Annotated in this window: 19 protein-coding genes and 2 pseudogenes; 5 read left to right on the forward strand and 16 right to left on the reverse strand. The window is 64.6% G+C overall.

The window, feature by feature from the left end; genetic code table 11:
- Positions 1–51 precede the first annotated feature (51 nt).
- The 4 genes from WA317_RS05370 to WA317_RS05385 all read right to left on the reverse strand — a co-directional run bounded on the left by WA317_RS05370 (position 52) and on the right by WA317_RS05385 (position 3,941).
- Positions 52–798 carry a succinate dehydrogenase/fumarate reductase iron-sulfur subunit gene (locus tag WA317_RS05370; protein ID WP_425172054.1) on the reverse strand — a complete coding sequence of 249 codons (747 nt, stop codon included), beginning with the start codon at positions 796–798 and terminating at the stop codon, positions 52–54.
- Positions 799–2,742, reverse strand: a complete 1,944-nt coding sequence (locus tag WA317_RS05375) for a fumarate reductase/succinate dehydrogenase flavoprotein subunit (RefSeq protein ID WP_425172055.1) — start codon at positions 2,740–2,742, stop codon at positions 799–801.
- A 43-nt stretch (positions 2,743–2,785) separates the two neighbouring features.
- Positions 2,786–3,607, reverse strand: coding sequence for a hypothetical protein (locus WA317_RS05380; RefSeq protein ID WP_425172056.1), 822 nt, complete (start codon positions 3,605–3,607; stop codon positions 2,786–2,788).
- A gap of 166 nt (positions 3,608–3,773) precedes the next feature.
- Positions 3,774–3,941, reverse strand: a complete 168-nt coding sequence (locus WA317_RS05385) for a hypothetical protein (RefSeq protein ID WP_425172057.1) — start codon at positions 3,939–3,941, stop codon at positions 3,774–3,776.
- Positions 3,942–4,393: 452 nt separating this feature from the next.
- On the opposite strand from WA317_RS05385, the pseudogene WA317_RS05390 reads away from it, so the two are divergent.
- Positions 4,394–4,545 (forward strand): annotated as a pseudogene (locus WA317_RS05390) (acyl-CoA dehydrogenase family protein); the annotation flags it as partial.
- Here the strand turns inward: WA317_RS05390 and WA317_RS05395 are convergent.
- Positions 4,512–5,111: a GNAT family N-acetyltransferase gene (locus WA317_RS05395; protein ID WP_425172058.1), complete on the reverse strand. Its 600-nt coding sequence runs from the start codon at positions 5,109–5,111 to the stop codon at positions 4,512–4,514. The pseudogene WA317_RS05390 and the gene WA317_RS05395 overlap by 34 nt on opposite strands.
- A gap of 44 nt (positions 5,112–5,155) precedes the next feature.
- The gene (locus WA317_RS05400) at positions 5,156–5,680 is read right to left on the reverse strand and encodes a winged helix-turn-helix transcriptional regulator (protein WP_425172059.1); all 525 of its coding nucleotides are present in this window, start codon (positions 5,678–5,680) and stop codon (positions 5,156–5,158) included.
- A gap of 94 nt (positions 5,681–5,774) precedes the next feature.
- On the opposite strand from WA317_RS05400, the gene WA317_RS05405 reads away from it, so the two are divergent.
- The gene (locus WA317_RS05405; protein ID WP_425172060.1) at positions 5,775–6,305 is read left to right on the forward strand and encodes a DUF302 domain-containing protein; all 531 of its coding nucleotides are present in this window, start codon (positions 5,775–5,777) and stop codon (positions 6,303–6,305) included.
- A 48-nt stretch (positions 6,306–6,353) separates the two neighbouring features.
- Here WA317_RS05405 and WA317_RS05410 read toward each other — a convergent pair whose 3' ends face one another.
- A complete protein-coding gene (locus tag WA317_RS05410; protein ID WP_425172061.1) occupies positions 6,354–6,791 on the reverse strand; it encodes an Hsp20/alpha crystallin family protein in 438 nt (145 codons plus the stop codon).
- 201 nt (positions 6,792–6,992) lie between these two features.
- Here WA317_RS05410 and nirB point away from each other — a divergent pair, with 201 nt between their 5' ends.
- Both nirB and nirD read left to right on the forward strand, forming a co-directional pair.
- Positions 6,993–9,581: a nitrite reductase large subunit NirB gene (gene nirB / locus WA317_RS05415; RefSeq protein ID WP_425172062.1), complete on the forward strand. Its 2,589-nt coding sequence runs from the start codon at positions 6,993–6,995 to the stop codon at positions 9,579–9,581.
- 25 nt (positions 9,582–9,606) lie between these two features.
- Positions 9,607–9,975, forward strand: coding sequence for a nitrite reductase small subunit NirD (nirD, locus tag WA317_RS05420; protein ID WP_425172063.1), 369 nt, complete (start codon positions 9,607–9,609; stop codon positions 9,973–9,975).
- A gap of 30 nt (positions 9,976–10,005) precedes the next feature.
- Here nirD and WA317_RS05425 read toward each other — a convergent pair whose 3' ends face one another.
- The 7 genes from WA317_RS05425 to WA317_RS05455 all read right to left on the reverse strand — a co-directional run bounded on the left by WA317_RS05425 (position 10,006) and on the right by WA317_RS05455 (position 17,429).
- Positions 10,006–11,151, reverse strand: coding sequence for a uroporphyrinogen-III synthase (locus WA317_RS05425; RefSeq protein ID WP_425172064.1), 1,146 nt, complete (start codon positions 11,149–11,151; stop codon positions 10,006–10,008).
- A gap of 118 nt (positions 11,152–11,269) precedes the next feature.
- Positions 11,270–12,679: a nitrate/nitrite transporter gene (locus WA317_RS05430; RefSeq protein ID WP_425172065.1), complete on the reverse strand. Its 1,410-nt coding sequence runs from the start codon at positions 12,677–12,679 to the stop codon at positions 11,270–11,272.
- A gap of 137 nt (positions 12,680–12,816) precedes the next feature.
- The gene (locus WA317_RS05435) at positions 12,817–13,362 is read right to left on the reverse strand and encodes a GNAT family N-acetyltransferase (RefSeq protein ID WP_425172066.1); all 546 of its coding nucleotides are present in this window, start codon (positions 13,360–13,362) and stop codon (positions 12,817–12,819) included.
- A gap of 39 nt (positions 13,363–13,401) precedes the next feature.
- On the reverse strand, positions 13,402–14,307 hold the full coding sequence (locus tag WA317_RS05440; RefSeq protein ID WP_425172067.1) for a 5-oxoprolinase/urea amidolyase family protein: 906 nt from the start codon (positions 14,305–14,307) through the stop codon (positions 13,402–13,404).
- Positions 14,308–14,329: 22 nt separating this feature from the next.
- Complete coding sequence (locus WA317_RS05445; RefSeq protein ID WP_425172068.1) at positions 14,330–14,992, reverse strand: 5-oxoprolinase subunit B family protein; 663 nt, start codon at positions 14,990–14,992, stop codon at positions 14,330–14,332.
- Between the two features lie 124 nt (positions 14,993–15,116).
- The gene (locus tag WA317_RS05450; protein ID WP_425172072.1) at positions 15,117–16,127 is read right to left on the reverse strand and encodes an ABC transporter substrate-binding protein; all 1,011 of its coding nucleotides are present in this window, start codon (positions 16,125–16,127) and stop codon (positions 15,117–15,119) included.
- Between the two features lie 69 nt (positions 16,128–16,196).
- Positions 16,197–17,429 carry a DNA polymerase domain-containing protein gene (locus WA317_RS05455; RefSeq protein ID WP_425172069.1) on the reverse strand — a complete coding sequence of 411 codons (1,233 nt, stop codon included), beginning with the start codon at positions 17,427–17,429 and terminating at the stop codon, positions 16,197–16,199.
- A gap of 48 nt (positions 17,430–17,477) precedes the next feature.
- Here WA317_RS05455 and fadD2 point away from each other — a divergent pair.
- A pseudogene (gene fadD2 / locus WA317_RS05460) lies at positions 17,478–19,145 on the forward strand (long-chain-fatty-acid--CoA ligase FadD2); the annotation flags it as partial.
- A gap of 159 nt (positions 19,146–19,304) precedes the next feature.
- Here fadD2 and WA317_RS05465 read toward each other — a convergent pair.
- Positions 19,305–19,811, reverse strand: coding sequence for a DinB family protein (locus WA317_RS05465; protein WP_425172070.1), 507 nt, complete (start codon positions 19,809–19,811; stop codon positions 19,305–19,307).
- Positions 19,812–19,864: 53 nt separating this feature from the next.
- Positions 19,865–20,212, reverse strand: coding sequence for an ATPase (locus tag WA317_RS05470; RefSeq protein WP_425172071.1), 348 nt, complete (start codon positions 20,210–20,212; stop codon positions 19,865–19,867).
- Between the last annotated feature and the right edge of the window lie 808 nt (positions 20,213–21,020).

The following is a 21,020-nucleotide window of genomic DNA, read 5'->3' on the forward strand; positions in this document are numbered from 1 at the left end:
CGGTGATGGGATGGTCCCCGGGCGGACTCAGCCACTCGTCAGGCTACTCCGTCAACGTCGGAACAGCTTGTTACCCAGCCAAACCACCGGATCGTATTTCCGATCGACGACCCGCTCTTTCATCGGAATCAGGGCGTTGTCGGTGATCTTGATGTGCTCGGGGCACACCTCGGTGCAGCACTTGGTGATGTTGCAGTAGCCCAGTCCGTGCTCCTCCTGGGCCTGGTTGCGCCGGTCCATGGTATCCAGCGGATGCATGTCCAGCTCGGCGACCCGCATCAGGTAACGCGGGCCGGCGAACGCCTTTTTGTTCTCGTCGTGGTCGCGGATCACGTGACAGACGGTCTGACACAAAAAGCACTCGATGCACTTGCGGAACTCCTGGGAACGCGCAACGTCGTTCTGCGCCATGCGGTACTCGCCGGGCTGGAGCTCTTTGGGCGGCGCGAACGACGGTATTTCGCGGGCCTTCTCGTAGTTGAACGAGACGTCGGTGACCAGGTCGCGGATCACCGGGAAGGCCCGCAGCGGTGTCACCGTCACAACCTCGTCCTCGGCGAAAGTCGACATCCGGGTCATGCACATCAACCGGGGCTTGCCGTTGATCTCGGCCGAGCACGAGCCGCACTTGCCCGCCTTGCAGTTCCACCGCACCGCGAGGTCGGGCGTCTGCGTCTGCTGTAGGCGATGAATGATGTCGAGCACCACCTCGCCCTCGTTGACGTCGACCTTGAACTCCTGCAGCGCGCCGCCGGTCTGGTCGCCGCGCCACACTTGCAGACTCGCGTTGTAGGTCATTTAGCTTCTCCGTCCTGCATGTTCGGTCAGCTCGTCGTCCGTGTAGTACTTCTCCAGCTCGGAGATGTCGAATAGCTCGAGCAGATCCGGCCGCATCGGCTCCTGGTCCTTGCGGGTGACCTCGATGTCGGGAATCACGTCCGCACCGCTTGCCGCCCGGCACACCAGCAGCACCTTGCGCCATGACGAGTCCATCGCCGGATGGTCGTCGCGGGTGTGCCCGCCGCGGCTTTCGGTGCGCGCCAGTGCCGCCTTGGCGACGCATTCGCTGACCAGCAGCATGTTGCGCAAATCGAGAGCCAGATTCCAGCCCGGGTTGTACTGGCGGTGACCCTCCACATGAATGCGCTTGAACCGCTCGCGCAGTTGGGTGAGCCGGTCGAGGGCCTGGGAGATTTCGTCCGCGTTGCGGATGATGCCCACCAGATCGTTCATCGAGTCCTGCAGCTCCAGCTGCAAGGTGTAGGGGTTTTCAACTCCGGCCCCGTTCGTCGGCGTCTCGAACGGAGCCACCGCCAGCTTCGCCGCGGCTTCGACGGCGCCTTGGGAAACCGTGGGCCGGCTGCTCAGCGCCCTGACGTAATCTGCGGCGCCCAGCCCGGCGCGCCGGCCGAACACCAGCAGGTCCGACAGGGAGTTGCCGCCCAACCGGTTGGAGCCATGCATCCCGCCCGAGCACTCACCGGCGGCGAACAACCCCGGGACGGTGGCCGCTCCCGTGTCGGCGTCGACCTCGACGCCACCCATGACGTAGTGGCAGGTGGGACCGACTTCCATCGGTTCTCTGGTGATGTCGACGCCGGCCAGTTCCTTGAACTGGTGATACATCGAGGGCAGCCGCCGGTTGATCTCCGCGGGCGTCAGCCGGGACGCGATATCCAGGTACACGCCGCCGTGCGGGGTGCCGCGGCCGGACTTCACTTCGGAGTTGATGGCGCGCGCCACTTCGTCACGGGGCAACAGGTCCGGGGTGCGACGGGCCGAATCGTTGTCCTTAAGCCACTGGTCGGCCTCTTGCTCGGTTTCGGCGTACTGGCCTTTGAAGACCGCCGGAATGTAGCCGAACATGAACCGGCCGCCTTCGGAGTTCTTCAGCACCCCGCCGTCGCCGCGAACACCTTCGGTGACCAAGATGCCTTTGACGCTCGGCGGCCACACCATGCCGGTCGGGTGGAACTGGACGAACTCCATGTTGATCAGCGTCGCACCGGCCCGCAGCGCCAGGGCATGCCCATCGCCGGTGTACTCCCAGGAGTTGGACGTCACCTTGAACGATTTGCCGATCCCGCCGGTGGCCAGCACCACCGCCGGCGCTTCGAACAAGACGAACCGGCCGCTTTCGCGCCAGTAGCCGAAGGCCCCGGCGATGGCACTCTGCTCGCCCGGGGCACTCGTACCCGAGCTATCTTTGAGCAGCTCGGTGATCGTGCATTCGGCGAACACCTTGATTCGCGCCTCGTAGTCACCGAGTTCGACGTGGTCTTCTTGCTGCAGCGACACGATCTTCTGCTGCATGGTGCGGATCAGCTCGAGGCCGGTGCGGTCACCGACGTGCGCCAACCGTGGGTAGGTGTGTCCACCGAAGTTGCGCTGGCTGATTCGGCCGTCTTTGGTGCGGTCGAACAATGCGCCGTAGGTCTCCAGCTCCCAAACCCGGTCGGGCGCCTCCTTGGCGTGCAGTTCGGCCATCCGCCAGTTGTTCAGGAACTTCCCACCGCGCATCGTGTCGCCGAAGTGGGTTTTCCAGTTGTCCTTCGGGTTGGTGTTTCCCATCGAAGCCGCGCAGCCGCCCTCGGCCATCACCGTGTGGGCCTTGCCGAACAACGACTTGGACACCACTGCTACTTTCAAGCCCCGTTCGCGGGCCTCGATCACCGCGCGCAGCCCCGCGCCGCCGGCACCTATCACCACCACGTCGTAGGAGTGCCGTTCGACCTCAGTCATTGAACCTCGCTCAACTAACTAGCAACTAATTACGAAAACCCGCTCAGCCGACGAACCTGAGGTCGTGAATTGCACCGCTGGCCACCAGCGAGACGTACAAGTCGGTGAGCACCAGCGTGCCCAAAGTGATCCAGGCGAACTGCATGTGGCGGGTGTTGATCTTGCTGATCTGTGTCCACAGCCAGTAGCGCACCGGGTGTTGGGAGAAGTGCTTGAGCCGACCACCGGCGATGTGGCGACAGGAGTGGCACGACAACGTGTACACCCAGAGCAGGACCACGTTGGTGACGAGAACGACGTTGCCCAGGCCGAAGCCGAATCCGCCCGGCGAGTGGAACGCTTTGATCGCGTCATAGGTGTTGAGTAGCGACACGATCGTCGCGACGTAGAAGAAGTAGCGGTGGCTGTTCTGAATTATCAGTGGAAGCCGGGTTTCGCCGGTGTAGGTCGAATGCGGTTCCGCTACAGCACATCCCGGAGGCGACTGCCATACCGAGCGGTAATAGGCGCGGCGGTAGTAGTAGCAGGTCAGCCGAAAACCGAGCAAGAAGGGCAGCACCAGGCTGCCCAGCGGGATCCACCAGGGAAAGTGTCCGAACCATACGCCCAAGTGGCTGGCGCCGGGCGCACACGACGAGCTGATGCACGGCGAGTAGAACGGCGTCAGGTAGTGGTACGTGTCGACCCAGTAGGAGCTGCCCCAGAACGCCCGGATCGCTGCGTAGATGATGAATGCCGCCAAACCCAGGTCGGTCAGCAGCGGGGCTTTCCACCAGCGGTCGGTGCGCAGCGTGCGCTGCGCAACCTGCGCGCGGTTAGAGGAGAAGACGCCGGTGCCGGGCCGGTTAGCCGTAGGTGCGCTCATCTGGTGTTAATCCTCTTCTGTGAACCTGCTCGAAGGGTACTCAGATATGGCCGCCATGCGGCGCGGGGGTCGCTGAGCAGCCGGCCTGACCGCCTGCGCCCAACCTGCCTACACCGCGTCACCACTCGGCGTCCCATCGAGTAGCCGGGCACGGAAGGTCTCCCCGCTAACCGGCGGACCACGGCACCGGCAGGTCGCCACGTTGCCGCGTCTTGCCTTGCCGCACAACTTCGTTGGAGATCAGCTGGGCGTCTCTAGATGTGCGTCGCCGCGCCGGGTCGAGGTGGTCCGGACACCGCAGTGTCGTCGGGCACCGCAGCACGTCGTCGCTCATACGTCCGGCGCCGGCCGCGCGCTGCCGTCAAACACCCGCTCTGTTTGCGCCGCGGTGTCAGGAATCACAATGTGAGACGCGGCTCGTCGCATTTCCCGGGCGTGATCATCAAATCAACGGTCGCTCGCTCACCGGTCGTCCACGGAAACGAAAACCTTTCCAACGGGTTTCGCTTCGACGGCTGTTATTCGGCCGGAACACCGGGGCCTCCGGCGTCGCTGTCAAAGCAGGCTAGCCTAACCATACCGTCCTCGCGTCACCCATCCCCGGCGTGCAGGGCCGCATCGCGGAACGAGACGCAATCGACGGCGGCGACATCGGCGAAATCGAGATCCGCGGCCTGTCGATGATGACGGGCTACTACGGCGACACTGCGCTCGGTGACGAATGCTGGTTGCTCACTGGAGCTCTGGGCTACCTCACCGATGACGGGACCGGCTCAGCCTTTTCCCGTCGACGAAACTCCGATCGGGCGATGGTGGCGCGACACGAAACTGGCCCGCGTCGGCGGCGGCACCGACGAGGTGCTGTGGGACCTGGTGACGGCCGCCTCAAGCCGCATCACGCGGGCTACGAGGTGCTGTTCGGGCGGTCGAACGCGTAAAGCGCCATCCGCCGATTCGCCATCTCGTGCTCACCGAGGAAACGGCAACCGGCGTATTCGCACAACCGCCGCACCGCGGTGTTGCGATGGTCCGGGTCGAACATCACACGTGGGCAGTCGGGCTCGATGTCGAAAACGTTGGCCACGAACTGTGGCAGCAGCAGCGTTGCGAACCCGCGGTTGACATACTCCTCGTCGGCGATAGCCGCGTGCAGGCCCAGGTCGCGCGGATGCGCGTCGTAACGGTCAGCGATGGAATCCTTTGCCGCTCTGTATAACTCGAGATAGGCGCCCTCTACCCCCCGCAGGGCGACGATCAGCGGCACCGAATACGAGCCTTCGAGTTGAGCCTGCAGGTGCCGGCGCCACCGCGCCACCGGCCAGTCGTATTCCCATGCTGCGGCCAGGTGGGGGCGGTTCATCCACTCGGCGACCAGTTCGGCGTCGGAAAGGTCGGCAACCCGCAAGGAAAACGGATTTCTCAACACCGGAACCGGCGGCGCAGGCACCCGCCGGATTACCTCCGGCAGATCGGTGAGCTCCCGGGCGAGCACTGGCTGGGGCATCGTGGTCCACAGACTATCTGAGCTGGCCGGTCGAACAGCCGCCGCTATCCGGCTTCGATCGGCTCCAGCAGCCGGTGCGGCCGGCGCAGGGTCCTGCTGACGGGGTCGTCACCCGTGCCCCGGTCAGGCGGTCGGCGCGGCGGGTGCACGAGGAGTTCGGTGACGTCGGGAACTTGCCCACATGCTGCGCACACCCGGTCCGATGCGATGGTGCCGCCGCAGTCGGCGTGGCGGTAGGCACGCCGGTTGGTCTGCGCCAGGTAGTTCTCGTTGCCCCAGTTGATCAATGACCAGATCGTGGGCCACAGTCGCCGGCCCTTCGCGGTCAGCTCATACTCGTCGCGTCCGCGGGCGCCGGCAACCCTTTTCAATACACCCTCCTCGACCAGCAGACCAAGCCTCTCGGCCAGAACAGCTTTGGGAATGCCGAGGTGAGCCCGAAAGTCGGTGAACCGCCGGACGCCGTAGAAGGCGTCACGCACGATCAACAGGGTCCAGCGCTCGCCCACGATCTCGAGCGACCGCGCGATGGGACAAACTTCGGAGGTGTATTCGCGGGGCAGGGCCACCTGACAATCGTACCTTGCAGGTTCAGTCACCGAACCATATACTCGACCGTCAGTAAGGTTCGTTCATTGAACTGTCAACCGGAAGGGTGGCATGATGACCGAGGTCCACCGCGAAGACCACCACATGACTCGCGTCGACATCGCCACCGGTGTGGCCTTCGACGAGTTCGTGACCGCGCTGGAGAAGGCGGCACCGCCGTTCAACCCCGATCCGATGCAGCGGATCGCGGCCGACGGCGGCGACTGGGACGAGGTGCGTCGCGTCGTCGCCGAGAGTGCTCCCAACGATCTGATGGTTTACGCCAAAATCGACGCAGCTCCGCTGTTCAGCATCGCCGGGCATCGCGTCCAAGCCGTCGAGTACCTGATCGGCAACCATGTGATCGCCGAGACCATGTTTCGCCACAACCCCAAAGCGCTGCTGTACGCGCCGCTGCGAATGCTGGTCTACAGCGACGCCGAGGGCAATGCCGTGTTCACGATGGACCAGCCGAGCGCAGCATTCGGCAGCCTCGGCATCCGCGAGGTGACCGAAGTCGGTGAAGGACTTGATGACAAAGTCTCCAACCTGCTTCGCGTCGTTGGAGTGGACGCTGCGGGCGCGTTCGCGCAGGAACTTGCCTGAATAGCCCGAGGCCGGTGGCCCGGGATGGCCACCGGATCTGAACCGCGCTTACTTGGTGATCGCGATGCGCTGCGGCTGGGCGCCCGCGTAGGCGCCGGCAACCCGGACGGTCAGCACGCCGGCGTCATACGACGCCGAGACGGCCTCGCCGGTGATGTGCGCGGGAAGTTGGAACGACCGCCGGAATGATCCGTAGCGGACCTCCTGCAGTGTGCGTCCGTCCTTCTCCTCGGCGTGCTCGTCGCGGCGCTCGCCGTGAATCACCAGCCGGCCGTCCACCAGGTCCACATTGACGTCCTTCTCGACGTCGACACCGGGCAACTCCAGTCGGACCACCGCGTCGTCGCCGTCTTTGGTGATTTCAGCGGCGGGATTGAAGCCGGCCAGCGGCTTGAACCAGTCGTTGGCGGCCGCGGGGCCGAAGAACTCGCGCAGCCAGCGGTCGGTGTTCCAGGCGGGTCGCGACCACAGGGTCAGGTTGCTCATGTGCTGTCTCCTCGATCTCGTCGGCCGGCCCCATGCCGGCCCACTGTCTGCTAAACCTGAGTCGGGCACGCTGAAGTTCCGCCGGAAGTTCGCCCTTGAGAGAACGGACTCACACGCCTGCCGGCTCGGTGTGACAACACCGTCATCGCGGCGTGACGGCGCGCGACGTTTTCGCAATACCACGTTCCTAGCCTCGGGATCATGGTTCCCGTCGAGCATCCGCATGCCGGGCGGCAGATCGTGGTCGTCGGGCACGGGATGGTCGGCCACCGGCTCGTGGAAGCGGTGTGCTCGCGCGACTCCGACCGCACCGTGCGGATCACCGTCTTGGCCGAGGAGGCCGACGCCGCTTACGACCGGGTGGGGTTGACCGCCTACACCGAAAGCTGGGATCGCAACCTGCTCGCGTTGCCGGGCAACGACTATGCCGGCGACGAGCGGGTTCGATTGATACTCAACGCCCGGGTGGCAGAGATCGACCGGGGTAGCAAGTCGGTGTCTACCATCGATGGCCGCCGCTTTCCGTACGACCAGCTGGTGCTGGCCACCGGCTCTTACGCTTTCGTCCCACCGGTGCCCGGCCACGACCTGCCGGCCTGCCACGTCTACCGCACGCTCGACGACCTGGACGGCATTCGTGCCGACGTGCAACGCATCTTGGACGCCGGCCATACCGACGCCGGTGTGGTGATCGGTGGCGGTCTGCTCGGCCTTGAGGCCGCCAACGCGCTGAGCATGTTCGGACTGCGCACCCATGTCCTGGAGATGATGCCGAGGTTGATGGCTCAGCAAATCGACGAGGCCGGCGGTGCGCTCCTGGGGAAAATGATCGGCGAGCTCGGGATCGCCTTGCATGTCGGGGTAGGCACCGATTCGATCGAATCCGTCGAACACGACGACGGGTCTCGATCGGTACGGGTGCACCTATCTGACGGTGAGGTGATCGACGCAGGGCTGGTGGTCTTCGCCGCCGGCATTCGCCCGCGCGACGACCTGGCCAGGGCTGCCGGTCTGGAGCTGGCCGAGCGTGGCGGCGTGCTGACCGATTTAGCCTGTCAGACAACCGATCCGGACATCTATGCGGTCGGTGAGGTCGCCGCGATCGCGGGGCGCTGTTACGGCTTGGTCGGGCCCGGCTACACCAGCGCCGAGGTGGTGGCCGACCGGTTGTTGCACGGCGACGCGGAATTCGGCGAAGCCGACATGTCGACCAAGCTCAAGCTGCTCGGTGTCGACGTCGCCAGCTTCGGTGATGCGATGGGCACCGCCGAGAACTGTCTCCAGGTGGTCGTCAACGACGCGGTCAACCGGACTTACGCCAAGCTGGTTCTGTCCGACGACGCCAAGACACTGCTCGGCGGCATCCTGGTTGGCGATGCGTCGGCGTACGGATTGCTGCGGCCGATGGTCGGCTCGCAGCTGCCGGGGGATCCGCTAACCCTGATCTCTCCCGCGAAAATCGGCAGCGCTGCAGCGGGATTCGGTGCGAGCACGCTGCCCGATTCGGGGCAGATCTGTTCCTGCAACAACGTCACCAAAGCCGATCTGTCCGCTGCCATCGCCGACGGCTGCACCGACGTGCCCGGCCTCAAGTCCTGCACGTCAGCCGGCACCTCGTGCGGTTCCTGCGTGCCGATGCTCAAGCAACTGTTGGACTCGGCGGGGGTCGAGCAGTCCAAGGCACTGTGCGAACACTTCAGTCAGTCACGCGCGGAGCTGTTCGAGATCATCAGCGCCACGTCGATCCGCACGTTTTCCGGGTTGCTGGAGCGCTTCGGCAGTGGAAAAGGGTGCGACATCTGCAAACCCACCGTCGCGTCGATATTGGCGTCCACAAGCTCCGACCACATCCTCGACGGCGAGCAGGCGTCGCTGCAGGACTCCAACGACCACTTCCTGGCCAACATCCAAAAGAATGGCAGCTACTCGGTGGTGCCGCGGGTAGCCGGCGGCAGCATCGAACCGGAGCACCTGATCCTGATCGGCCAGATCGCCAAAGATTTCGGCCTCTACACCAAGATCACCGGTGGTCAGCGGATCGACATGTTCGGCGCCCGAGTCGACCAGCTGCCGGCGATCTGGAAGCGGCTGGTCGACGGCGGCATGGAGTCCGGTCACGCCTACGGCAAAGCGCTTCGTACGGTGAAGAGCTGCGTGGGAACCGACTGGTGCCGTTACGGGCAACAGGATTCGGTGCAGTTGGCCATCGACATGGAGCTGCGCTACCGCGGATTGCGCGCACCACACAAGATCAAGCTGGGCGTCTCGGGCTGCGCACGGGAATGCGCCGAAGCGCGCGGCAAGGACGTCGGCGTCATCGCGACCGAGCAGGGATGGAATCTCTACGTCGGCGGCAACGGCGGGTTCTACCCCAAGCATGCCCAACTGCTTGCCGGCGACCTGGATGAAGAAACATTGATCCGCTACGTCGACCGGTTCCTGATGTTCTACATCCGAACCGCTGACCGCCTGCAACGCACCGCACCGTGGATCGAATCGCTGGAAGGTGGATTGGATCACCTGCGCGAGGTCGTGTGCGACGACTCGCTTGGCCTGGCAGAGGAATTCGAGGCGGCGATGGTGCAGCACGTGGCGAACTACAAGTGTGAATGGGCGGGTGTGCTGGAAGATCCGGAGAAATTGTCCAGGTTCGTCTCGTTCGTCAACGCCCCCGACACCCCCGATCCGACGGTCAGCTTCACCGAGTACAACGGCCGGAAGAGACCGGCTGCCGGCGGACAGGAGAGCGCTGATCCGGTATTGATCGGGATACCGCGGATACGGACATGAAAGCACCGGCAAGGCGAGGATTCTCATGACGCTGCTCAATGACAGCGTTCACCTTCAGGGTTCCGATACCGACACCTGGACGGCAGCCTGCGCGTACGACTACTTGATTCCCGGCCGCGGGGTCGGAGTCCTGCTTCCGGACGGCGCCCAGGCGGCGCTGTTCCGCCTTGATGATGGAACACTGTGCGCCATTGGAAATATCGACCCGTTCTCCGGCGCCGCGGTCAACTCCCGGGGTCTCGTCGGTGACCGCGGCGGGCGGGCAATGGTGCAAACACCCATCGGCAAGCAGGCGTTCGCCCTCGATGACGGCAGCTGCCTTACCGATCCGACGGTTACGGTGCCGGTATACCGCACGCGGATGGTCGACGGCATGGTGCAGGTGGGCTGCTAGGCGAAGTAATTTCGGCGGCCTTTCGACGGATCACGCCGCGCCATACTCGTCATCGATTGCCAACCGGTAGCCACGTTTCACCACGGTTGCAACGATGTTTCTGTCACCCAGTGCGGTTCGCAGTCGCAGCACCGCGGTGTCCACCGCATGAGTGTCGGTGCCGTTGCCGGGAAGTACGCGCAGCAGGTCGGTGCGGGAAACCACGGTTCCCGGCCGGGTCGCCAGCGCCCGAAGCGTCGCCATTCCCGATGGCGACAACGACTTGACCGTCCCATCCACCAGCACGCAGGAGCCCCGTATCTCGATCACGTGACCAGCGGCGCAAATAGTGCGGGACCTTAACGCCGGTAGTTCCTGAGTGATATGACGGGCTAACGCGCCCAACCGCATTCGCTCGGGTGCGGAGGTTGGGATGCCCAGCCGCACCAACGGTTCGGCGGTGACGGGGCCAACGCACATCGCCCGCACGTCGGAACGCAGCGCGTCGATCAGCTTGTCGGATATGCCGAGGTCGGCGGCGCGCAGCAGAGTTGCGGCAGCAGCCGGCGCCGAGGTGAATGCGACAGCGTCGACCTGACGCTGAGCGATCTGGGTGACCAACTGGTCGAATTCGCCTGCCCTGGGCGCCGGAAGCCATCGGTATACCCGGATAGGAACGACTTCGGCTCCGGCAGCGCGAAGTTCGGTGACGTACTCCGGAAACGGATCCCAATCGTCGGTGGCGCCGTGCAGCTGAAGGGCGATCGACTGGCCGTCGACGCCGGACTGGAGTAGGTACGCAAGCACGTCACGCGACGATTCCGATTGGGGAGACCACTGTTCGCGCAGACCGGCCGCCCGCAGCGCGCCCGTCGCCTTGGGCCCGCGGGCCACCACCAGGGCTTTTGACAAAGCCGTGATGAGTTCGTTGGCCAGCCCCCACCCTTCGGCCGCGGAGATCCAGCCGCGAAACCCGATGCCCGTCGTGGCGATCAAAACGTCCGGCGGATCGGCGATCAGTGCCTCGGTGCAGCGGTGCAGTTCGTCGTCGTCGGGCAGCGCCACCATAGTGATCGCCGGAGCGCTGCAGACGGTGGCGCCGTGGCGGCGCAGCAGCGCGCACAGTTCCTCAGCGCGCCGGGCGGCGGTGACCGCTACTCGATAGCCGGTGAGTGACGCCGAATCTGGCTGACCCATATGACGTGTGTATGCCAAGCAAATTTCGCCGGCGTTACCGAACAATTGCCGACCCGTTGCACCCGGATGCGGCGTCGCGCGTGGCGGCGGTGACCGCGGCCGTCGTCATCCAAGGCTGTCAATTGGCCGCAACGGCGGCGGCACACTCCTTCGCCGCGGCCGGATGGACGGTGCCGGCTGCCGCCGGGCGGCGCACGTACCTCGCCCACGTCAGCACCGCCGCCCCGACGTAGTACGCGTCGAACACCCAAAAAGCCGTTGTCGCCGAGCCGCTGGATAGATAGGACTGCCGTAACACCAGGCTGATCGCCACGCCGCCGAGGGCCCCGATCGCGCCGGCAAACCCGATCAATGCTCCCGACATGGCCTGCGACCAACGCCGACGGTCCGGTTCGCTCAAGCCCAGCGAGCGGCTGCGTGCTTCGAAGACCGACGGGATCATTTTGTACACCGAGCCGTTGCCGACGCCGGAGAGGATGAACAACGTGACGAAGCCGAGGACATAGCCGATCATGGTGACGCCCTCGACGTTGTCGGGCACCTCGTCGTAGGAGCCGGCGGCGGCCAACAGCACTGTCGGCAGGATCATTAGCGCAAAGGCCGCTAAAGTGACGCGTCCGCCGCCGATGCGGTCGGCCAGTTTTCCGCCGTACACCCGACTCGCCGACCCGAACAGCGGACCGAGGAACGCCAGTTGCGCGGCGTGCAGCGACGCGTGCGCCGTGGTCTCTCCGGCCTCGACGAAGTTGAGCTGCAGTACCTGGCCGAAAGCGAAGGACAACCCGATGAATGAACCGAAGGTGCCGATGTAGAGCAGCGAGATCACCCACGAGTCAGGCTGCGTCAGGATTGACCGCATGGCACCCAGGTCGACCTCGTGTTGGTCGAGGTTGTCCATGAACAACGCCGCACCGAGACCGGCGATCGCCAACAGCACCAGATACACGGCGCAAACCCAGTACGGGGCGCGGTTGCCGGCGACGGCGACGACCAGCAGCCCGACCACCTGGATCACGGCCACTCCGATGTTGCCGCCGCCGGCGTTGATGCCAAGCGCCCAACCCTTGAGCCGTTGCGGGTAATAGGCATTGATATTGGTCATCGACGACGCGAAGTTGCCGCCACCGAGACCGGCCAGAGCCGCGCACGCCAAATACAGCCACAGCGGTAACCCCGGGTGTGACAGCAGCCAGATCGTCATAACCGTCGGGATGAGCAGCACGACCGCGCAGAACGTTGTCCAGTTGCGCCCACCGAACTTCGCCGTGGCCAGTGTGTATGGAATCCGTAGGCACCCGCCGACCAGCGCTGCGGTCGCACCCAGCAGGAACTTGTCGGCGGTGGAAAAGCCGTAGACGGCCTGCGGCATGAACAGCGCCATGACCGACCAGATCGACCACACCGAAAAGCCAAGGTGCTCGGCGACTACCGACCAGATCAGGTTGCGGCGGGCGACGTACTTGTTGCCGGCCTCCCACGCCACCGTGTCTTCGGGGTTCCAGCGCGATATGCGGTGTGCGCGTGGCATGCACTCTCCTCGTCTTCGACCGACGCCGCTCACGCTATGAGTGCTTTGTTAACCCGACCGTGGCGAGCGTAAGCCCGGCGTGAAATAGCGATCACCGAGCCGGCGGCGGCGAGTGAGCCGCGAAGTTGAACCCCGCGCTACCAGACGTCGCCGTCGCGCCAATCGCACATCAAGCCCGCCGAGGTGTCCAGTTCGACATTTACCGGCAGCACGAACACCGAGCCGTCGTCCTGCGGGGTACGGGTCTGCCCGCCGGGCGCCAGCACTGAGGTCGGGCCATGCCAGGGGAGCCAGCCACGAGTCGTGAACAGTCGGCGGCCGCGCTCGGATGAACTGAGCGCCCCCAGCGGGTAGCCACCGCGGATCACCTGCTCGCAAGCGTCGAGTATCGCGATCGCCAGTCCCTGATCGCGCCAATCCTCCCGAACTGCAACGGCTTCGACGTAACCGCAACGAAATGTCCTGTCGCGGTGGACGAGGCGTCGTTGCACCACCGCACCATGCGCGATGATCGCGCCGTGGCGCCAGATCAGCGCGTGCATCCCGCCGAGGGCGTGATCCCAGTCCGACTCGGCGATTTCACCAGCGAACGCGTCGGCGACCATCTGGCGGGCGCTTTGGCGCGTCTCGCTGTCGAGGTCGGCGGTATGCACCAGGCGGGCGGTGTGTACCTGGCTGCGCACCCTTCCTGTGTACCAGTCCCGATGAAAAGGTTTGTGAGTTCAGTGCCTCGCGGCGGCGACGTTCGACGTGGAAAGCGGTGACCGGGGGCGCGACCAATGCAACCGCACGTACTGTCCGGGACGGACTTGAGCGAACTTGTCGATGTCCTCGTCGGTCACCACACCGGCCACCGGGTAGCCCCCGGTCACCGGATGGTCGGGGCCCAGGACGACCGGCCTCCCGCTGGGCGGTACCTGGATCGCGCCTCGGGTGGCCCCTTCGCTCGGCAATTGGCGATCTGGCCAGCGATGCTGCAGCGGGCGACCTTCTAATCGCATCCCCACCCGATCGCTGTGGTCGGAGGCCATCCAGATGGTGTGCACCAGGGCGTCGGGATCGACAAGCCAGTCCTCATGTGGCCCCGGCACGACCATCACCTCGACGAGGTGCTGGCTGATCGCCGCAACCGGAGCCAGATCGAGCTGAGGATATTCAGCGGTGTGCTCGCCGATGGGCAGCAGTTCACCGACCTGCAGCGGCAGCGGCCCGATCGCCGACATCGTGTCGTAGCTGCGTGATCCCAGTACCGGTTTGACGTCGATGCCGCCGCGCACCGCCAGATAGCTGCGTAGTCCGGCGCGCGGAGTGCTCAGCGAGATCACGTCGCCGTCAAGCACATGGTGAATGCTGTTGGAGCCGAAGACTGTTCCGTTGACGGCAGGATCGGCATCGGCACCGGTGACCGCGATGTCGACGTCACCGCCGCACACCCGCGCCGCAAAGCCGCCGAAGGTGACTTCGATGGTCGCGCGGTCGTCGGGGTTGGCCACCAACCGGTTGGCCAGCGTGTGTGCACGCCGGTCTGCGGCTCCTGACCTGGTGACGCCGAGGTGGGCAAGACCGACCCGGCCGAGGTCCTGGATCAGCGCCAACGGTCCGGTGCGCAGGATCTCCAATGTCGGCACGGATGTTCTCCCTCAGTCGTTGCTAGGCGGCTCGGAACTGAACCCAGGCACCCGGTGTCAGCAAGGCCGGGTCGGACCGGTCGATGTCCCACATCACGGCGTCGGTGTGGCCGATCAGCTGCCAGCCGCCCGGTGACTGGCGCGGGTAGATACCGCTGAATTCACCTGCCAGCCCGACGGATCCGGCCGGCACCGAAGCGCGAGGGTCTGACCGCCGCGGTATCACGAGGCGCGGGTCACCGCCAACGAGGTAGGCAAAGCCCGGAGCGAACCCGCCGAACGCCACATGCCACGGCGTGGCGGTGTGGGCCTCGACCACTTGGGCCGTGCTGAGTCCGGTGCGGCGGGCGACGTCGTCGAGGTCGGCGCCGTCGTAGACCACGTCGATTACCACGTCGACACAGCCGTCCGGCGGCGAAGCCGGCACCGAATCAGGTGTGACACGCAACGTGTTCAGCCCTTTGCGGACGGCGCTCTGACAGCGCGGCCCGTCGAGTTTGAGCAGGACCGTGCGAGAAGCCGGCACGATGTCGAGCACGCCGGGCAGCGCCGCCTCGCGTACGGCGGCTGCCCACGCCAAAACGGCAGCGCTGCTGTCGAACTGCAACAGCAGCGCCTGGTCGCCGTAGTCACTGATGCGTGCCGTCACGTCCGCTGTCGCTGCCAAGTCCGTTGCCGCGCTCATTACTCGACGGTAACCCCGCGGCACTGCTGGGGCTACATATCTTCGAGCTCTGCCAGAAGTGCCTTAACGAACGCTCAGACCGGTCGGTGGTCCATACGCGGATGATTCAACGGGGCAATGGAATTCAGCTCAATGCTTTCGCGATGAGCGGTGGCAGCTGGTCGGCTACCAGCGGGTAGCTCAGCGGCGACGCGTAAGCCAGCGCCCCGGCCAGATCCTTGGTGGTGAAGATGTTGCGCGCCCCCAGCGCCGCCACGTCGGGGTCGGCCAGTAAGGCGAGCCGGTCTTCGTCGGTGTTGGTCGTCCAGATCAGCACATCGACGGCGTCGAGTACATCCTTGATCTGCTTGCGTGGGATGAAGGCACGCTGTGGGTCGACGGTGAAGGAACTGATGTTGTCGGCGACGACCAGGCGCATCTGGGTGAAAATCTCGGTGCGCCAACCCGCCACGGTGGCGACCGCATTGTCTTGGTGCAGCGTGCCCTGCAGCAGTAGAACCTTTTTGCCGTTGAATTGCGGATACTTGTTGCCCGCATCGGTGAACTTCTGATCCACTGCGGCAACGAGCGCCTTCATCTGGTCGGCTTGGTAGGCGGCTCTCCCGATCGCGATGGCCTGCTCCTTCCACGGCTCGAAGAACGCGTCGCCGCCGGATTGCGCGACGGTAGGGGCGATCGCCGACAGTTTCTGGTAGGTGTCGGCGTCCACGCCGGCGTCGGTGGCCACGATCAGATCAGGTTTCAGGCCGGCAATCTTGGCTACCTGGATTCCGTTGTCCAGGCTGAGCACAACCGGCTTGGCGTCGCCCAACCTAGGCTGAGCCCACGGCCACACCCCGAACGGTTCGTCGCCGAACCAGTTGGTCACCGCGATCGGCACAACACCCACCGCGAGCAGATCATCCTGGCAGGTGTAGCCGGCGCTCACCACTCGCTTGGGCGGCGCGGAGATGGTCGTCTCGCCGAACTGGTGCCGAATGGTCACCTCTCCGTCAGCACCGCCGGCCGACTTCCTCGACGAACATGCGACGGCAAACCCGGCAGTCGTCAGCGTCGCTGCCCCGGCGAGGCCGAGGAACCTGCGCCTGTTCAACGGCAGATGATCGGTCGCCTGCATGCCGCAATTCTGTCGTATGCGCTGCTGCGGCGTGTCGGAGATCGCCCCAAGCCGTCGGCTGGATTGGCCCGCTCGGCTCATACGTTCTCATATGTTCCAGGGGCTGTAGTCGGCAATCAGCTCCTCTTGAGGCGGCCGCTGCTCGGCCGGAACGTGCTGCAGATTGATCCGGATCCGATACCAGATCGAGCTGGGCCCGCGCATGCCGTCAACCAGGACGTCGGCCGGCTGCAGCAGCTCGGCCGCGGCGGGATGGCGCTCACGCCACGTGTCCAGCGCAGCCATCGCCTCGTCCTTGGTCTTGGTGCGCGCCACCTCGATGAGCGGCATCTTGGAAACGCGCCTGCCGGCGCGACTGCGTCCGGCTCCCTTCGGCGCCCTCTCGGCCGGCCCGAGTTTCTCCGCCAGCTCGAGCAGCGGGCCGAGCTGTCCGCCCGGCTCGCCGTCCATGTCCGCCCACGGGTCACCGATCTCGGCGAACCGCTGTGGGACGGTCTCGATCGTGAACGCCTCTGGACGGCAGTCGGGCACTTCCTCCCACAGCAGCGGCGTCGACACCCGGGCATCAGCGGTGGCCCGCACCGAGTAGGCCGACGCGATCGTGCGGTCTTTGGCGTTCTGGTTGAAGTCGACGAACACGCCCTCGCGTTCCTCCTTCCACCAGCGGCTGGTGGCCAGTTCCGGTGCTCGCCGCTCGACCTCCCGGGCAACCGTCTGGGCGGCCAGCCGCACTTTGCTGAACGGCCACTGCGGTGCGATGCGTGCATAAATATGGAAGCCTCGTGAGCCGGATGTCTTCGGCCACGGGGTCAGCCCGTAGTCCTCGAGCACCGCGCGGGTGATCAGCGCGACGTCCAGGATCTGACGCCACTGCACTCCGGGCATCGGGTCCAGGTCGACGCGGAGTTCGTCAGGGTGGTCGAGGTCTTCAGCGAGCACCGGATGCGGATTGAGGTCGATGCAACCCAGGTTGATCGCCCACACCAGACCCGCGGCGTCGCGGATGACCGCCTCTTTCGCCGAGGTGCCCGAGGCATAGCGCAGTTCGGCTACCTCCACCCAGTCCGGCCGCTGCTGCGGAGCCCGTTTCTGGAAAATCGCCTCTTCGGCGAGGCCTTTGACGAAGCGCTTCAAGATCATCGGGCGTCCGGCGACTCCCCGCAGGGCGCCGTCCGCGACGCTCAAGTAGTAGCGGATCAAGTCGAGCTTGGTGTGCCCGGCGCATCTGTTGTGACGAGGAAAAACCAGCTTGTCAGGGTGGCTGACGGCGACTTGGCGTCCGTCCACTTCCACCGACAGCGGGCCGGCCATGTGTTTCATCGTAGATTTTTGCCCCGTGGTGCGAACTGCGTCACATATTGTGAACTCATGCCTAACTTCAGTGACTTGTTACCGTGGAAAGCTGTCCCCAAAGCCCAGCAGTACGCGGACCGTGGCCTCTCCGAGCTGCACTATGTCCGCAAGATCATCGAAGCGGGCGGCTTCCCGCTGCAGCCACCCCAGAATGTTGCCGCGATGGCGAACGACATGCGGAAATGGGGCGAGATCGGGATGATGCCCGCGATGCACTCCCGACGCACGCCGGACAAGGTGGCCGTCATCGACGACGACGGCGAGATCACGTGGAAGGAACTCGACGACGCCGCCAACGCGGTCGCCCACGGCCTGCTGGACAAAGGTGTCAAGGGTGGCGACGGCGTCGCGATCCTGGCGCGCAACAGCCGCTGGTTCGCCATCGCGCTGTTCGGCTGCGCCCGGGTTGGCACCCGCATCATCCTGCTGAACAGCTCGTTCTCCGGCCCGCAGATCAAAGAAGTGTCCGAACGCGAAGACGCCAAACTGATCATCTACGACGACGAATACGCCGAAGACGTCAGCAAGGCCGACCCGCCGCTGGGTAAATTGCGGGCACTGGGCAGCAATCCCGACTCCGACAAGAAGTCGAACAGCAAGGACGAGACGCTTGCCGACCTGATCGAACACAGCAGCGGCAAGCCCGCGCCCAAGGCGAGCAAGCATTCGTCGATCATCATCCTGACCAGCGGTACCACCGGCACCCCGAAGGGCGCGAACCGCAGCACCCCGCCCAGCCTGGGACCGATCGGCGGTATCTTGTCGCATGTTCCGTTCAAGGCCGGCGAGGTGACGGCGTTGCCGGCGCCGATGTTCCATGCCCTGGGCTTCCTGCACTTCGGCATCGGGGGATTCCTCGGCTCGACGCTGCTACTGCACCGCAAGTTCAAGCCCGAGGTCGTGTTGCAGGACATCGAGAAGCACAAGACGACCGCGATCATCGTTGTTCCGGTTATGTTGTCGCGGATGCTCGAGGCGCTGGAAAAGATGGACGAGCGGCCCGATCTGTCGAGCCTGCGGATCATCTTCGTCTCGGGCTCCGCGCTGAACGCCGATGTGGCTGAGCGGGGGCTCAAGGAGTTCGGACCCGTCATCTACAACATGTACGGCTCGACCGAGATCGCGTTCGCTTCCATCGCCGAGCCCAAGCACTTGGAGTACAACTCGTCGACGGCCGGAGCGGTTGTCAAAGGGGTGAAGGTCAAGATCTTCGACGACGACGGCAAGGAAAAGCCGCAGGGCGAGGTCGGGCGGATCTTCGTCGGCAGCAGCTTCCCGTTCGAGGGCTACACCGGGGGCGGCGGCAAGCAGATCATCGACGGCATGCTGTCCTCCGGTGACGTCGGCTACTTCGATGAAAAGGGCCTGCTCTTCATCAGCGGTCGCGACGACGAGATGATCGTGTCCGGCGGCGAGAACGTCTTCCCCGCCGAAGTCGAGGACTGCCTCAGTGGGCATCCGGAGGTGGTGGAGGCCACCGCGATCGGCGTCGAAGATAAAGAGTGGGGCCACCGCCTGAAAGCCTTCGTTGTCAAGAAGGGGGGCTCCGATGTCGACGAGGACACCCTCAAGAAGCACGTGAAGGACCAGCTGGCCAAGTACAAGGTGCCTCGAGAAATAGCTTTCCTCGACGAGTTGCCCCGCAACTCGACCGGCAAGATCCTCAAACGTGAGCTGCGCGAGGAAGGCGACGACGACAAAGGCGACGACAAGAGCAAAAAGGACGACAAGAGCAAAAAGGACGACAAGGGCGGTAAAAGCGAGAAGGACGACAAGGGCGGCAAAGACGACAAGGACGACGACAAGAAGGACTAGCGTCCCGGCCATCTGGCCCCGTCTCGATCAACCGTCGAATCCGGTTGCGCCATCGAGCTGTTCGCGCAAGATGTCCAGTTGTCCGGTGTGCCGGGCGGTTTCCTCGATCATGTGTACGTAGATCCAACGCAGGGATACCGCCCCGATGCGACGGTGCGGCACTTGGTGTTCGAGCGGATACCGCGCTGAGATCAGCCGGGACTGCACGCACTGCGCCTGGTATTCGGTGACGAGCGTCGCCAGCGACTCGGCAGGCAGGAATTCGAATTCCCAGTTGCGGTCGTGGCGGCGACGATTGTCGTCGAGTCGCTCTTGCACTAGCTGTTCGAACCAGCCGAATTCCGCCCAGCGCAGGTGCTTTACCAGCCCACCCGCCGTCGTTGCTGATGACACCAGCCGGCGGCGCGCCACGGCGTCGGAGAGGCCGGCGACCTTGCGTACCACGATGTCGCGGTAGTCGTCGAGGAAGGCTTCAAGCGTGGCACGTTCATCGAGACTGCCCTGCTCGCGGCGGCGCGGCGGCGTTTCAGCCATGAGCCGAAATTAGCACCGGCTGCGCCGTCGGCCGTGGTGCAGCCGGCGGCGACTCAGCGCCCGCTCTGGATGTTGCGGATGACTTGAGCTGACAGCTTCGGGTCGTTGAGCAGCTGGTCGATGAGAGCGGTCAGAACCTCTTGACCGGTGACCCGGGCGAGTCCGAGACGATCGGCGGCCTCTCGCTGCCAGATGTCGAGCGCGCGGTGGGTGGCTGGAGGAAGGTCGACCGTTCGTCGGGTCCGTTGACCACGTGTCCGCTGGCCGATCTTCTGCCGGATGCTCGTGAAACGTTCGGTGGGATCGGCGTCGTTCGAGTGAGCCGAAGGTCTGCTCGATGCGGGACGGGCGCGGAACGGTCCGGCGCTGGAGTCGACGCCGCCGCCGGGGGGAATGCTCATCGCTCAGACCCTTCGCTTGCGGAAATCAGGACATCAAAATTCGCGTCGATGAGAAGACTTCGTCGAGAAGACGCTGCCAGACGTGACCAGATGCGGTCGCGGCCACCCGGTACGTATCGAGGGTAGCGCTCCGGCCACTTGGCGGAGAGCCCTGGCCGATGTGGCTGGCCAGCGCAGAGTTACCGAAGAACCGCTGGAGCGGGTGCCGGGCACATCGTGGGCGCGTCCGGCCCCGCCAGCAGGAAATCGTCGTTTTCTCCCGTTGCTGGCACACCTGTTCACGATAGCAAGCAAAGGCAGATTCCGCATAAAACATCGAAATTGATGCGCTGAATGGGCTTGCCCGAGCGAACAAAAATTCGGCGTCGCCGGAACGGCTGCGATCCGAGCCGAATCATAAAAGTCGTAACCATGCGTTCACGTAGTTCAGTACTTCAGTAAAGGGCATCTAGCTGCAAGGATAGTTGAGTACTGACGTACTGACATCAGTGAACTGCAATTTCATGCGTTGCGCAAATGCGTATTTGAACAGGTGCTGACCGAGGCACTGAAGAAAAGTTGAAAACGGCGGTAGTTGGTATTCGCCCACCGGCATTCACAGCGTTTTACATACTTTCTTTGATTCGTCGCCAAGAAATGTCATTTAGCGTTCTTTGTGTTGGTCACCGAACGTTATGAAGGAGCAAGAAATGTCGAAGTCAAGGTCTTCGGTCCGTACGGCAGTCGCTGGTGCACTGGGTGCCGGCGCGCTGAGCGGCGCGATGCTGTTCGGCACCCTGCCGATGGCGAACGCCGCGCAGGCCCCCGC

The organism is Mycobacterium sp., assembly GCF_049802695.1.
Lineage (GTDB): Bacteria > Actinomycetota > Actinomycetes > Mycobacteriales > Mycobacteriaceae > Mycobacterium.